12 protein-coding genes are annotated in these 12,432 nt (G+C 73.9%); 1 reads left to right on the forward strand and 11 read right to left on the reverse strand.

Features of this window, described 5'->3' with window-relative positions; all coding sequences use genetic code 11:
* Nucleotides 1–72: 72 nt before the first annotated feature.
* The 3 genes from AC0ZLC_RS22465 to AC0ZLC_RS22475 form a co-directional block, all read right to left on the reverse strand.
* Entirely contained in the window at nucleotides 73–798 is a 726-nt protein-coding gene (locus tag AC0ZLC_RS22465) for a response regulator (RefSeq protein ID WP_476753732.1), read from the reverse strand.
* A complete protein-coding gene (locus AC0ZLC_RS22470) occupies nucleotides 795–2,126 on the reverse strand; it encodes a sensor histidine kinase (RefSeq protein ID WP_476753733.1) in 1,332 nt (443 codons plus the stop codon). Before AC0ZLC_RS22470 ends, AC0ZLC_RS22465 begins: the two co-directional genes overlap by 4 nt.
* A gap of 227 nt (nucleotides 2,127–2,353) precedes the next feature.
* The gene (locus tag AC0ZLC_RS22475; RefSeq protein WP_476753734.1) at nucleotides 2,354–3,262 is read right to left on the reverse strand and encodes an alpha/beta hydrolase; all 909 of its coding nucleotides are present in this window, start codon (nucleotides 3,260–3,262) and stop codon (nucleotides 2,354–2,356) included.
* 223 nt (nucleotides 3,263–3,485) lie between these two features.
* Between AC0ZLC_RS22475 and AC0ZLC_RS22480 the strand changes: the two genes are divergently transcribed.
* The gene (locus tag AC0ZLC_RS22480) at nucleotides 3,486–4,094 is read left to right on the forward strand and encodes a TetR/AcrR family transcriptional regulator (RefSeq protein ID WP_476753735.1); all 609 of its coding nucleotides are present in this window, start codon (nucleotides 3,486–3,488) and stop codon (nucleotides 4,092–4,094) included.
* Between the two features lie 247 nt (nucleotides 4,095–4,341).
* Here AC0ZLC_RS22480 and kynU read toward each other — a convergent pair whose 3' ends face one another.
* The 8 genes from kynU to AC0ZLC_RS22520 form a co-directional block, all read right to left on the reverse strand.
* Nucleotides 4,342–5,526 (reverse strand): kynureninase, encoded by a 1,185-nt coding sequence (gene kynU / locus AC0ZLC_RS22485; RefSeq protein ID WP_476753736.1) that lies wholly within the window; start codon nucleotides 5,524–5,526, stop codon nucleotides 4,342–4,344.
* Nucleotides 5,519–6,370 carry a tryptophan 2,3-dioxygenase family protein gene (locus tag AC0ZLC_RS22490; RefSeq protein WP_476753737.1) on the reverse strand — a complete coding sequence of 284 codons (852 nt, stop codon included), beginning with the start codon at nucleotides 6,368–6,370 and terminating at the stop codon, nucleotides 5,519–5,521. Before AC0ZLC_RS22490 ends, kynU begins: the two co-directional genes overlap by 8 nt.
* Before the next feature lie 150 nt (nucleotides 6,371–6,520).
* Complete coding sequence (locus tag AC0ZLC_RS22495; RefSeq protein ID WP_476753738.1) at nucleotides 6,521–6,934, reverse strand: DUF3151 domain-containing protein; 414 nt, start codon at nucleotides 6,932–6,934, stop codon at nucleotides 6,521–6,523.
* A gap of 202 nt (nucleotides 6,935–7,136) precedes the next feature.
* Nucleotides 7,137–8,612, reverse strand: a complete 1,476-nt coding sequence (locus tag AC0ZLC_RS22500) for an MFS transporter (RefSeq protein WP_476753739.1) — start codon at nucleotides 8,610–8,612, stop codon at nucleotides 7,137–7,139.
* A gap of 167 nt (nucleotides 8,613–8,779) precedes the next feature.
* A complete protein-coding gene (gene fbaA / locus AC0ZLC_RS22505; protein WP_358854794.1) occupies nucleotides 8,780–9,802 on the reverse strand; it encodes a class II fructose-bisphosphate aldolase in 1,023 nt (340 codons plus the stop codon).
* Between the two features lie 168 nt (nucleotides 9,803–9,970).
* Nucleotides 9,971–10,543, reverse strand: a complete 573-nt coding sequence (gene pyrE / locus AC0ZLC_RS22510) for an orotate phosphoribosyltransferase (protein WP_476753740.1) — start codon at nucleotides 10,541–10,543, stop codon at nucleotides 9,971–9,973.
* A gap of 44 nt (nucleotides 10,544–10,587) precedes the next feature.
* Nucleotides 10,588–11,379 carry an aldose epimerase family protein gene (locus AC0ZLC_RS22515; protein ID WP_476753741.1) on the reverse strand — a complete coding sequence of 264 codons (792 nt, stop codon included), beginning with the start codon at nucleotides 11,377–11,379 and terminating at the stop codon, nucleotides 10,588–10,590.
* 156 nt (nucleotides 11,380–11,535) lie between these two features.
* On the reverse strand, nucleotides 11,536–12,408 hold the full coding sequence (locus AC0ZLC_RS22520) for an SRPBCC domain-containing protein (protein WP_476753742.1): 873 nt from the start codon (nucleotides 12,406–12,408) through the stop codon (nucleotides 11,536–11,538).
* Between the last annotated feature and the right edge of the window lie 24 nt (nucleotides 12,409–12,432).

Raw genomic sequence — 12,432 nt, forward strand, 5'->3', positions numbered from 1 at the left:
GACGCTAGCCCGCCGCACCCCCGGCTGACCAGGGGTGTCGGCCCGGGACGCCGTCGCGGGCGCCTGGGGGTCTCACCCCGGGTGCACCAGCCGCGCCTCGTACGCGAACACCGCCGCCTGGGTGCGGTCGCGCAGGCCCAGTTTGACGAGGATGCGGCTGACGTGGGTCTTGATGGTGGACTCGGCGACGACGAGACGGTTCGCGATCTCGGCGTTCGACAGGCCCTGCGCGATCAGCACCAGGACCTCCGTCTCGCGCTCGGTCAGCTCCCCGTACGCCGCCTGCGCTCCGGCCGGGAAGCGGGGCGTCTCCGCGAGCTTGGAGAACTCCGTGATGAGCCGCCTGGTCACCGAAGGGGCGAGCAGCGCCTCACCGGACGCCACCACGCGTACGCCGTCGGCCAGCTGGCGTGCCGAGGCGTCCTTGAGGAGGAAGCCGGAGGCTCCCGCCCGCAGCGCCTGGTACACGTACTCGTCCAGGTCGAAGGTGGTCAGCACCAGCACCTTCGCGGTGCCGTCGGCGGCGACGATCTCGCGGGTCGCCTCGATGCCGTTCAGCTCGGGCATGCGGATGTCCATCAGGACGACGTCCGGCGCCAGCTCGCGGACCCGCCGGACGGCTTCCCGTCCGTTGACCGCCTCGCCGACCACCTCGATGTCCGGCATCGCGCCGAGCAGCACGGAGAAGCCCTCGCGGACCATCACCTGGTCGTCGGCGATCAGTACCCGGATGGTGTTGGGGGCACCGGCGGCATTGGGGGCACCGGGGCCGCCGGTACCTTCGGCTGCGCTCGTCATGCCGTCTCCTCGGTGAGTGCCACGGGAAGGAAGACCGATACCTCGTACCCGCCGTCGTCCGTGCCGCCCGCGGTCATCTCGCCGTTCAGCATCGTGACGCGCTCGCGCATGCCGGTGATGCCGTGTCCGGCGCCGTGCGGGGACTTCCGGAGCGTCGGATGGGGCGCCGGGCCGTTGACTATGCGCAGGCCGAGCCCGCCGAGCACGTAGCCGATCTCTACGCGGGCCGTCGCCCCGGGCGCGTGCCGCAGCGTGTTGCTGAGTGCTTCCTGCACGATCCGGTACGCCGACAGCTCGACCCCCTGCGGCAGCTCGCGCACCGCGCCGGTGACCGCCTTGTCGACGGGCAGGCCGGCCTCCCGCACGTTGTCGAGAAGCGCGTCGAGGTCGAAGAGCGTGGGCTGCGGGGCGTCGGGGGCCTCGTAGTCCTCGGCCCGGACGACGCCGAGGACGCGGCGCAGCTCGGTCAGCGCCGCGACCGCGTTCTCCCGGATCGTGGCGAAGGCCTTCTCCAGCTCGGGCGGCGGGTTCTCCACGCGGTAGGGGGCGGCCTCGGCCTGGATGGCGACCACCGACATGTGGTGGGCGACCACGTCGTGCAGCTCGCGGGCGATGTTCGTCCGCTCCTCCAGCAGCGTGCGCCGGGACCGCTCGTGGGCGGTGACCGTCTGCTGGGCGGTCACCTCCTGCTCGGCCTGGCGGCGCACCTGGCGCACGGTGACGACCAGCAGCGCCAGCGCGGAGACGAACAGGAACGGCATGCTGTTGCTCCCGTAGTGGCCGCCGCCCAGGAGCGTCTCGGCGAGGAAGCCGTACGCCGCCGTCAGCGTCCACATCCACGCCCCGGTGCGCGGACGGGTCCGGGCGGCGACGACCGTCAGGACGACCAGGTGGGCGGCGAAGCCGGCGGGCGCCCAGGGCCACTCGGTCCACGCGTCGCTGAACGCGGCTACGAGCGCGGTGGCACCCAGGGACAGCCAGAAGGCGGCGACCGGCCTGACCAGGGTCAGCAGGACCGGGCCCACCGAGAGGATCACGATCAGCAGATTGGGGATGCCCTCGCCTACGTCACCGGACGCCACGGCGATGAGCAGCACCACCAGGGCCGCCGCCACGACCGTCGCGTGCGGGGTCCAGGCCGCGTACCGCCGGACCCGCCCGGGGAGCCGGCGGTTTGTGCGCATGGGCGCCAGGGGGCGGTAGGCGAAGGCGTCGTGGAACAGGTCCTGCCGCAGCCTCCGCAGGGCGTCCATGGCCAGCCGGAACTCGGGGCTGCGCGGCTCGGCGCCGGGCAACGGCATCGTCTTCGTCTGGGTCGTCTCGGTCACATACGGAACGGTAGGCGGGACGCGGGCCCGCGGTCGTCCCCAGTGAGGGGGGTCCTCCGGGATCCGTCTCAGGTACTACGGGCGGTGCCGGCTCCCCGGCGCCGCCGGAACGACCCGGTCAGCGCCCGGGAACGACCCGGTCGGAGCGCCCTGGGAAGGCCGGGTCACCGGCACTACGGGAACGGCCCGGTCACCCGCGCCCGGGGCAGCCCGGCACGCCCGCGTGCTCACCACGCCAGCTGGGCGATCTCCTCGGCCACCACGGCGCACGCGTCCGCCGCGGGGTCGATCAGCGGGAAGTGGCCGACGCCCTCCAGGAGGGTCAGGCCGACGACCTCGCCCGCCTTCGCCGCCGCGTCCGCGTACGACTCGGCGACGGCCTGCGGCACCACGATGTCGTCGCGGCCCTGGACGAGGGTGGTGGCGATGCCGGTCGGCAGGAGGAGCGCCGGGTCGGCGTACGGCCGGCGTTCCTCGAACCTGTCCGCGCCGCCGAGGAGTTGGGTGGCCGCGCCGGAGCAGACGTCCAGCTTCCCGGCGAGGCCGAAGTCGGCGACGGGGGCGAGCGCGACGACGCCGCGCAGCGGGGCCGGGCGCCCGGTGTACCAGGGGGCGTCGGCGGGGAGCAGGTGCCGGGCGGCGGCCCACAGGGCCAGGTGGCCGCCCGCGGAGTGACCGACGGCGACGGTCCGGCGCAGGTCGGCCGCGGGGAGTGCCTCCCGGGCGAGGCGCGGCAGGGCGTCGAGCGCCGCCGCGACGTCGTCGAAGGTGTCCGGCCAGCGGCCCGCGATCGGGGCCGTGCCGCCCTGCGCGGGGACGGTACCGCCCCGCCGGTACTCGACATTGGCGACGGCGAAGCCCCGGCCGGCCAGGAAGCCGGCGAACGGGGTCACGTGCCGGCGGTCGTGCGGGGCGCGCCAGGCACCGCCGTGCAGGACGACGACGAGGGGAGCGGGGGTGGTCGTCGCGGGGCCGCGCGGGGCGTAGAAGTCGATGACCTGGTCGGGGTGGTCGCCGTAGGCCGCGGTGGAGTCGGGTTCGACGGCCGGGTGCGAGAGGGCGGACGCCTCTTCGGCGGCGTCGCGGGCGACGGCGGCACGGCCTTCGTCATCGCGGGGGACGGCGTCGTCCGGCATGCTCCAACCTCTCAGCGGCGAAACGGAATTGGACGGGAGGACGGTGGGCCGCCGGAAAGCGGCCGACCGTTGGCGGGGACGGTATCAGGCCGGTGACGTGCGCGGACAGGTGGATGTCACGCTTAGTGAGGGTTAAACGGTCCTCCCGTTTCGTTACGCTGAGCGGGCGCGCGTCTCTGCCCACCCGGCCGAGTCCACGGAACCGCACCCTTCAGGAGGCCCCATGCCCGCCGAGCCCGGCACCGTACGCCCCGGGGGCCGCACCGCACGGGTCCGCGCCGCCGTCCTGCGGGCGGCCGGGGACGTCCTGGCCGAGCAGGGGTTCGCCCACCTCGACCTGGCGGACGTGGCCCGCCGCGCGGAGGTGGGCAAGACGACGGTGTACCGACGCTGGGGCAACGTGACCGGGCTGGTCGCGGACCTGCTCGCCGACATGGCCGAGCAGTCGCTGCCCCGCGCGGACACCGGGTCCGTGCTGGAGGACCTGCGGGCCAACGCCGTACTGGTGCAGCGGACGCTGGCCGATCCCCGGCAGGGCGCGCTGTTCCGCGCGGTCATCGCGGCGGCCACCTGTGACGCGCGCACGGCGCAGGCGCTGGCGCGCTTCTACGAGGTGCGGGTGGCGGAGTGGGTGCCGTGCGTCCAACGGGCGGTGGCGCGCGGGGAGTTGCCGCCGGGCACCGACGCGGCGCAGGTCGTACGAGCGGTGTCCGCGCCCCTGTACTACGCCCTGCTCACCACGGGGACGACCCCCGGTCCGGCGGCCGCGGACCGCGCGGCGCGGGCGGCGGTGGCCGCGGCGACGGCCGGGGTGTACGCGGCGCAGCCGTGACCCGACGCCGGAGGCGTACGCGGCCTGACCCGACGACCGAGGTACACGCGGCCTGCCCCGGCCGGGGAGGGCCGCGTACACCCCTGACCGGCCGGGATGCGCACGCGGTTTGACCGGCCGGGACGGGTATGCGGCCTGACCCGGCCAGGGGATACGGGCACACACAGCATGCCCCGCAAGGGGATCCGGGTGCACGCCCGGCCGGGCGGGGGCGTGAGGCCCCCGCCCGCGCCGCCACCGGCGCCCGCTACTCCAGCACGTCCGCCAGGACCCGGGCCGCCCGCTCGACGTCCGCGAATCCGACGTACAGCGGGGTGAACCCGAAGCGGAGGACGTCCGGGTGCCGGAAGTCGCCGACGACCCCCCGCTCGATCAGCCGCTTCATGACCTCACCGGCGTCCGCGCAGCGCAGCGCCACCTGGCTGCCCCGCTCCGCGTGCGCGGCCGGGGTCAGCGACTCGACCCGCCCCTCGGGCACGTACGCCGCGACGCACTCAAGGAAGAAGTCCGTGAGCGCGAGGGACTTGGCGCGCACCGCGTCGACACGGACGCCGTCCCACACCTCCAGGGCGGCCTCCAGGGCGAGCATGGAGAGGATGTCCGGGGTGCCGACCCGGCCGCGCAGGACACCGGAGGCGGGTTCGAACTCGGGCCGCATGCCGAAGGGCTGGGCGTGCGAGGTCCAGCCGGGAAGCGGCGAGTCGAAGCGGTCCTGCAAGTCCGCGCGCACATAGAGGTACGCGGGCGAACCCGGGCCGCCGTTCAGGTACTTGTACGTGCAGCCGACCGCGAGGCCGACCCCGTGCGCGTCGAGCCCGACCGGCAGGGCACCGGCGCTGTGGCACAGGTCCCAGACCGCGAGGGCGCCCGCCTCGTGCACGGCGGCCGTCAGCGCGGGCAGGTCGTGCAGCCGGCCCGTCCGGTAGTCGACGTGGTTGAGGAGCACCGCCGCCGTGCGGGGACCGAGTGCCCCGGGCACCTCGGCGGGGACCACCGGACGCAGGGTGCACCCGGTCATCCGGGCCGCCGACTCGGCGATGTACCCGTCCGAGGGGAACGTCGTGGCGTCGACCAGGATCTCGTCGCGTCCGTCCCCGGCGAGACGCACGGCACCGACGACCGCCTTGAAGACGTTGACGCTGGTCGAGTCGCCGACGACGATCTGCCCGGGTGCGGCACCGACCAGCGGGGCGATGCGGTCGCCGATCCGCTCGGGCGCGGTCCACCAGCCGCTCTCCTCCCAGGACCGGATGCGCAGTTCGCCCCACTGCCTGCGGACGACGTCGTCCAGCCGGCCGGGGACCGGCACGGGCAGCGCGCCCAGCGAGTTGCCGTCCAGGTAGACGGTGTCGTCGAGGACGAAACGGTCGCGCAGAGCGGCGAGTTCGTCGGCCGCGTCCAGTTCCTTGGCCCTGCCGCGCGGCTCAGACATGGGACCTGGCCGTCCACAGCTCCGGGAAGACGTTCTTCTGCGCCCGCTTCTCCAGCCAGGCCACCCCGGCGGAGCCGCCGGTGCCGGTCTTGGCGCCCATGGCGCGGCGGGTGGCGACGAGGTGGTCGTTGCGCCAGCGCCACACCAGCTCGGCGACGTCCGTCAACGCCTCGCCGAGGCGGGCGAGTTCAGCGCTCTCGTCGCCGGCGTAGAGCTCGGTCCACACGGCCTCGACCTCGGGCGAGGGCTCGTACTTCCGCGCGACGTCGCGCTCCAGCACGGCGGCGGGGACCGCGTGCCCGCGCCGGGCGAGCAGCCGCAGCACCTCGTCGTACAGGCTCGGCTCGTGCAGCGCCTTCTCCAGCTCGGCGTGGACGCGCGGCGCGCCGCGGTGCGGGACGAGCATGGACGCGGACTTGTCGCCGAGCAGGAACTCCATGCGGCGGTACATCGCGGACTGGAAGCCGGATCCGTCGCCGAGGGCGCTGCGGTAGGAGTTGAACTGGGCCGGTGTGAGCTGTCCGAGCGGCTTCCAGGAGGCGTTCAGCGCCTCCAGCTGACGTACGGAACGCTTCAGCGCGGCGACGGCGGTCGGCACGTCGTCCCGGCGCAGCGCACCGGCCGCGGTCTCCCACTCGTGGACGATCACCGTGAACCACAGCTCCATGACCTGGGTGGTCACCAGGAAGACCATCTCGCCGGGGTCGTCGGAGAGGGGGTGCTGGAGGTGGGTCAGGACATCCGCCTGTACGTAGTCCTCGTACGGCGTGGTGCCCTGGAAGTCGAGATGCGGGGTCTCGGGCTCCTGAGCCTTGTCGGGCCTGGTCTGAGCCTGTTGGGACATCGCTGTCTCCTGTTGCGTACTCCGGGTAGCGGTCCGCCCCTGCCGTTACCGGCACGGGGGCCCCGGTCCCCACCGGCATCCTCCGCAATCGTCCCCCGAAACCGCAAGGCCCGCCTGGTCACACCAGGCGGGCCCGTCTTCACACGACCGCTAGCCCAGGGTCTGGGCCGCCGCCGGCGAGGAGTCCTTCAGGAACTGGCTGCAGCGCTCGTACTCCTCCTGCTCGCCGATCGCCTGCGCGGCGCGGGCGAGGCCGTGCAGGGCGCGCAGGAAGCCGCGGTTCGGCTCGTGCTCCCACGGCACCGGGCCGTGGCCCTTCCAGCCGCTGCGGCGCAGGGAGTCAAGACCGCGGTGGTAGCCCGTACGGGCGTAGGCGTACGACTCCACGACGCTGCCACGCTCGTAGGCCTCGTCGGCCAGCCGGGCCCAGGCCAGCGAGGACGTGGGGTACTTCGCGGCGACCTCGGCGGGAGAGGTGCCGTTCGCGAGGTGCTCGCGGGGCTCCGGGTCGTCGGGCAGTTCGGTCGGGGGCGGTCCCCCGAGAAGGTTCTCGTGAAGGCTCATGCCCCCAGTCTGCGCCATCCCCCAACTCACGGAACCCCCTCCCCCGGGCGTCGGCAGGTGCCGCCCGCGCCCGCCCTCCCCCGCCACCCCGAGCGGCACGCCCGCCCGTACCGCCATCGGTACGACCGGTCACCCGCCCCTCCCCGCGAGGGCGACCCACCGGCGCCGTGGCGCACCCGCACCGGAGCCGAGGCGCACGGCCCTACTCCCGGCGCGACGACTCCAGCGGCGGCGCCGTCACCCACCCGTGCGTACGGCACTCCGGGCGCCGGCATTTCGGCCCCGGCCTCCGCACCGTCGCGCACGCCACCCCCGCCCCCAGCACCAGCACGCCCGCACACCACGGCATCGCCCGTCGGAACGCCGCGTCGAACTGCTCCGCCGACCGGTACGCCTCCGGACCCATCCCCGCCAGCAACGGCAGCGCCGCCACCGCGACCAGCCCCGCCGCCCGGGCCGCCGCGTTGTTGATCCCGCTGGCCAGCCCGGCCCGCTCGGTCTCCACGGACGCCAGCACCGTGGCGGTGAGCGGCGCGACGAGGCTCACCATGCCCGCGCCCATCACGAGCACCGCCGGCAGGACGTCGGCCACGTACGACGCGTCCGGCCCCACCCGCAGCATCAGCAGCATCCCGGCCGCGCACAGCAACGGCCCCACCGTGAGCGGCACCCGCGGCCCGATCCGCTGGGCGAGATCCCCGGAACGGGCGGAGAACAGCAGCATCAGCACGGTCGTCGGCAGCAGCGCCGTACCCGCCCCGAGGGCCGAGTACCCGGCGACGACCTGGAGCTGGAGCGCGGTCAGGAAGAAGAACCCGCCGAAGGCCGCGTAGACGCACAGGGTCACGAGATTGACCGCCGTGAACTGCCGGGACGCGAAGACGTCGGGCGGCATCATCGGATCGGGCCGCCGTTTCTCGACGAGCACGAAGGCGACGCCGGCGGCTACTCCGGCGACCGCGCTGACGGCGACGACGAAGGACCCGTTCCGCGCCTCGATCAGCGCGTACGTCACCAGGGCGAGCGACAGTGCGCCCAGCACCGCTCCGAGCACGTCGAAGCGCCCGTGACTGCGCCCGTCGGACGACTCGGGAACGTGCCGCACCGCGACGGGCGCGCAGAGAAGGGCCAGCGGCACGTTCAGGAGGAAGACCCAGCGCCAGCCGGGGCCGTCCACGAGCCAGCCGCCGAGGAAGGGCCCTACGGCCGCGCCGACGCCGCCGAAGCCGGACCAGAGCCCCACCGCCTTCGCCCGGTCGTCCGGGTGGAAGGACGCCTGGATGAGCGAGAGCGAACCGGGCGTGAGCAGCGCCCCGCCGACCCCCTGGAGGGCGCGGGCCGCGACGAGGACGCCCGCGCCGGGCGCGAGACCGCAGAGCAGGGACGCCGCCGCGAACCACACCACACCGATCACGAAGATCTTCCGGCGTCCGAAGCGGTCGCCCAGGGCACCGCCGAGAAGGATCAGTCCCGCGAGAGTGATGAGGTACGCGTTGACGGTCCACTGGAGCGCGGCGAGATCGGCGTCGAGGTCACGGCCGATGCGGGGCAGGGCGACGTTGACGACGGTCGAGTCCAGCAGGGCCATGCTGGAACCCAGGACCGTGGTGAGCAGGATCCACTTCCCCCGGGGGGAGGTGATCCGGACGGCCGGTGTCTCCAGCGGCGGAACAGCCATGGAACCGATCATCCCGCGCCGATGGCCCCGAGGCCAGGTCTGCGGCCCCCCGGACGCCCGCCGCCGTCACGGCCACCACCGCACCCGCCCACCGTCACACACGAAGGGCCCGGCACCCCCACGGGTACCGGGCCCTCCGTCACGAACCGGTGGTGACCGCCGGACGACTACTTGATCTTCGTACCGGTGGACCGGAGGTTCCCGCAGGCCTCGGTGACACGCTTGGCCATGGATGCCTCGGCCAGCTTGCCCCAGGTGCGGGGGTCGTACGTCTTCTTGTTGCCGACCTCGCCGTCGACCTTCAGGACACCGTCGTAGTTGCGGAGCATGTGGTCCGCGACGGGCCGGGTGAACGCGTACTGCGTGTCCGTGTCGAGGTTCATCTTCACCACGCCGTTCTCCAGGGCGGTGGCGATCTCCTCGGCCGTGGAGCCGGAGCCGCCGTGGAAGACGAAGTCGAACGGGGACTGCTTGCCGTACTTGGCGGCGACGCCCTCGTTCAGCTCCTTCAGGAGCTCGGGGCGCAGGACCACGTTGCCCGGCTTGTAGACACCGTGCACGTTGCCGAAGGAGGCGGCCAGCAGGTAGCGGCCCTTCTCGCCGAGGCCCAGCGCCTCGGCCGTGCGGATGGCGTCGTCGACCGTCGTGTACAGCGAGTCGTTGATCTCGTGCGTGACGCCGTCCTCCTCGCCGCCGGTCGGGGTGATCTCGACCTCGAGGATGATCTTCGCGGCGCGGGCGCGCTCCAGCAGCTCCTGGCCGATGGCCAGGTTGTCCGCCAGGGTCTCCGCGGAGCCGTCCCACATGTGGGACTGGAACAGCGGGTTGCGGCCGGCCTTGACGCGCTCCTCGGAGACGGCCAGCAGCGGGCGCACGTACCCGTCGAGCTTGTCCTTGGGGCAGTGGTCCGTGTGCAGCGCGACCGTGACCGGGTACTTCTCGGCGACGATGTGGGCGAACTCGGCCAGGGCCACGGCACCGGTGACCATGTCCTTGCTGTACTGGCCGCCCAGGAACTCGGCACCGCCGGTGGAGATCTGGATGATGCCGTCGCTCTCGGCCTCCGCGAAGCCGCGCAGCGCAGCGTGCAGGGTCTGGGTCGAGGTCACGTTGATGGCCGGGTAGGCGAACTTGCCTGCCTTCGCCCGGTCGAGCATCTCGTTGTAGACCTCGGGGGTTGCGATGGGCATCTGTCCGCTCCTTGTATGTGCGGGTGGCGTGGTGCTTACGGCCCTGACCTAGGGGGGCGACGTCATCGTCGTCCCCATCCTTCCAGACGGGGCCCGATGGTCCACCCACCGTGTCCGGCCTGTGGACAACTGGGCCCCGCCCCTGTGGACAACCCCTGTGGACAATCCTCAGTCGAGGCCCAGCTCGTCCTTGGAGAAGGCGAAGAGGTAGGGCACGTCGGCGCCCTCCTGGATCTTCTCGGCGGCCCCCGTCGCCCGGTCGACGATGGTGGCGACGCCGACGACCTCGGCACCGGCCTCGCGGACGGCCTCGACGGCGGTGAGCGGGGAACCGCCGGTGGTGGAGGTGTCCTCGACGACCAGGACACGGCGGCCCTTGATGTCCGGGCCTTCGACCCGGCGCTGCAGTCCGTGCGCCTTGGCGGCCTTGCGCACGACGAACGCGTCGAGCCGCCGCCCGCGCGCGGCGGCGGCGTGCAGCATGGACGCGGCCACGGGGTCGGCGCCCATGGTGAGGCCGCCCACCGCGTCGAAGTCGAGCTCCGCGGTCAGGTCGAGCAGCACCTGGCCGACCAGCGGCGCGGCCTCCCCGTCGAGGGTGATGCGGCGAAGGTCGACGTAGTAGTCCGCCTCGAGACCCGAGGAGAGGGTCACCTTGCCGTGCACCACGGCCTTGTCCTTGATCTGCTGCAGCAGCGCGCCGCGTGTGCCTGCCGGCGTTACTGCGTTGACGTCACTCATGCGAGCCAGCTTAGAGGCGCCGCGGGCCCGGTCCCGCCCCCGCCTCAGAGGCGTCGCCAGGTCCAGGTGGTGGCGGCTTCGAGGGGTTCGATCGGAGTGACGAGCCTCGGCAGGGAGTTGAGCCCGTCGGGCGGCCCGGTCTGCGGCTCCACGCAGACGGCGGCCTCCTGCTCGTCGTACACCACGACCCATTCCTCGCGGCTGGTGACCTTCAGCTCCAGCTGCTCCGGCCAGGTGATGGTGACGTCGACGCCGTCGGGCATCCCGAAGCAGTCGTCCCAGGGGCCGGGCTTCGGCTCGGTCCGCCGTCCGGTGGGCAGGTGGTCGTCGCCGCGCTCCTCCTGCCAGGCGGGCGCGAAGTCCAGCCGGGCGTCCCCGCCTGCGCCCAGGTTCCGGTTGAACCAGGGGTGCCAGCCGATCTGCGCCGGGAAGGAGGACTCGTGCGCCTCCACGGCCATGCTGAGCGTGAGGCTGTCCTCGGTCAGGGTGACGATCTGCGTGACGCGGCCGGGGTGGGGCCAGGGGTCGACGAGGTCGTACGTGATGACGGCCTCGCCGTCGCCGGCCCGCGCGGTGCGCCAGGCGCCGTCCCGGACCGTGCCGTGGATGGCGTGCGGCGGGGAGTTGAGGGGCAGCTGCCGGACGACGCCGCCGTCCCGGAAGCGCCCGTCCCGGGTCCGCCCGCACCAGGGCACCATCGGGAAGCACCCGAACTTCGCGCCCTGCCGCAGCAGTTCGACGCCGCCGACCCGTAGTCCGCCCACCCGTCCGCCGTTGCCCGGCTGTACGGTCACCTCCGCGTCACCCGCGGTCAGCGTGATGTCTTCGTTACTCACGCGGCCGACCCTACTGGCCGGACGGGGCCGCTTCAGCCCGTCCGGCGCTTCCGTCCCGGCCCGTCCGGCGCTCCGGGCCCCCCACGCCCCCGTCTCACCGGCCCGTCCGGCGCTCCGGACCCCCCACGCCCCCGCCGGACCTCACTGCACCGCACTTCACCGCCGCCTGCGCAGCGCCCGCCCGACGACCACGGCCGAGGCCAGCGCGAGTGCCGCGGCGGGCGCCGCCCACCGCAGCGTGGCACCGGCGGAGGCCGGGCCGGGCGCGGGCACCGGCGCGTACCGCCCGCGAGGCGGTGCGTGATCGACCTCCTCGGCGCTCCGCCCGATCATCGTCCGTCGCGCGTGCGCCGCCTCGGCGGGCGGTTCGTCCACCAGGTCCAGTTCCTCGCCCACGAGCTCGTCGTCCGCGAGGTCCTCCCCGAGTTCCTCCTCCTCGGCCTCCGCATCGGCGACGGAATCGAGGGAGGGCGCCGGCACGTCGGCCCCGTGCACCGGGGACGGGACGGCCCCGGACCCGGACTCGGAGCCCGCCTCGGACCCGGACCCGGACCCGGACCCGGACTCACCCGCGGGCGCACCCCCGGCGGCCGCCCCCGCTCCTGCCCCCGCGCCCGCCCCCAGATTCTCCGCGAACCGGTCCAGCAGCCGCGTCACCGCCGAGGCCACCGCCTCCGCGGGAAGCTCCTCGACCCGCCCGTCCGCCGTGGCCCCGCCGCCGAAGGCGACCGTCGTCCCGCCGTCCGCGGGCGTGAGCCGCAGGGTGAGGGCGAGCTTGACGGAGCCGGTGCCGCGGGACTCGGTCGCGTCGCCCTCGACGAAGTACGACCCGTCGTCCCGGGCGGTGACCCGCAGTGCCCCGCGGTACGTGATGCTGTGGCTTCCCACGCGGATCTTCAGCCGCCCGGAGACCGGCGCCGTCCCCGCGTCCTGCTGGAGTCCCGGGACCGCCCGGGCGACCCGCGCGGGGTCGGCGAGCGCCTTCCTCAGCCGCTCGGCCGCAACCGGAACGAACACCTCATGGTCCATGTCGGCCGAGCCTACCCAGCATGG

This window comes from Streptomyces sp. GLSS-08 (assembly GCF_056387915.1).

Bases quoted from the DNA above. Each gene is read 5' to 3' on its own strand.
- AC0ZLC_RS22520 (WP_476753742.1), bottom strand. From the start codon at position 12,408: ATGGACCATGAGGTGTTCGTTCCGGTTGCGGCCGAGCGGCTGAGGAAG.
- kynU (WP_476753736.1), bottom strand. From the start codon at position 5,526: ATGTCTGAGCCGCGCGGCAGGGCCAAGGAACTGGACGCGGCCGACGAA.
- AC0ZLC_RS22500 (WP_476753739.1), bottom strand. From the start codon at position 8,612: ATGGCTGTTCCGCCGCTGGAGACACCGGCCGTCCGGATCACCTCCCCC.
- AC0ZLC_RS22475 (WP_476753734.1), bottom strand. From the start codon at position 3,262: ATGCCGGACGACGCCGTCCCCCGCGATGACGAAGGCCGTGCCGCCGTC.
- pyrE (WP_476753740.1), bottom strand. From the start codon at position 10,543: ATGAGTGACGTCAACGCAGTAACGCCGGCAGGCACACGCGGCGCGCTG.
- fbaA (WP_358854794.1), bottom strand. From the start codon at position 9,802: ATGCCCATCGCAACCCCCGAGGTCTACAACGAGATGCTCGACCGGGCG.
- AC0ZLC_RS22490 (WP_476753737.1), bottom strand. From the start codon at position 6,370: ATGTCCCAACAGGCTCAGACCAGGCCCGACAAGGCTCAGGAGCCCGAG.
- AC0ZLC_RS22480 (WP_476753735.1), top strand. From the start codon at position 3,486: ATGCCCGCCGAGCCCGGCACCGTACGCCCCGGGGGCCGCACCGCACGG.
- AC0ZLC_RS22495 (WP_476753738.1), bottom strand. From the start codon at position 6,934: ATGAGCCTTCACGAGAACCTTCTCGGGGGACCGCCCCCGACCGAACTG.
- AC0ZLC_RS22465 (WP_476753732.1), bottom strand. From the start codon at position 798: ATGACGAGCGCAGCCGAAGGTACCGGCGGCCCCGGTGCCCCCAATGCC.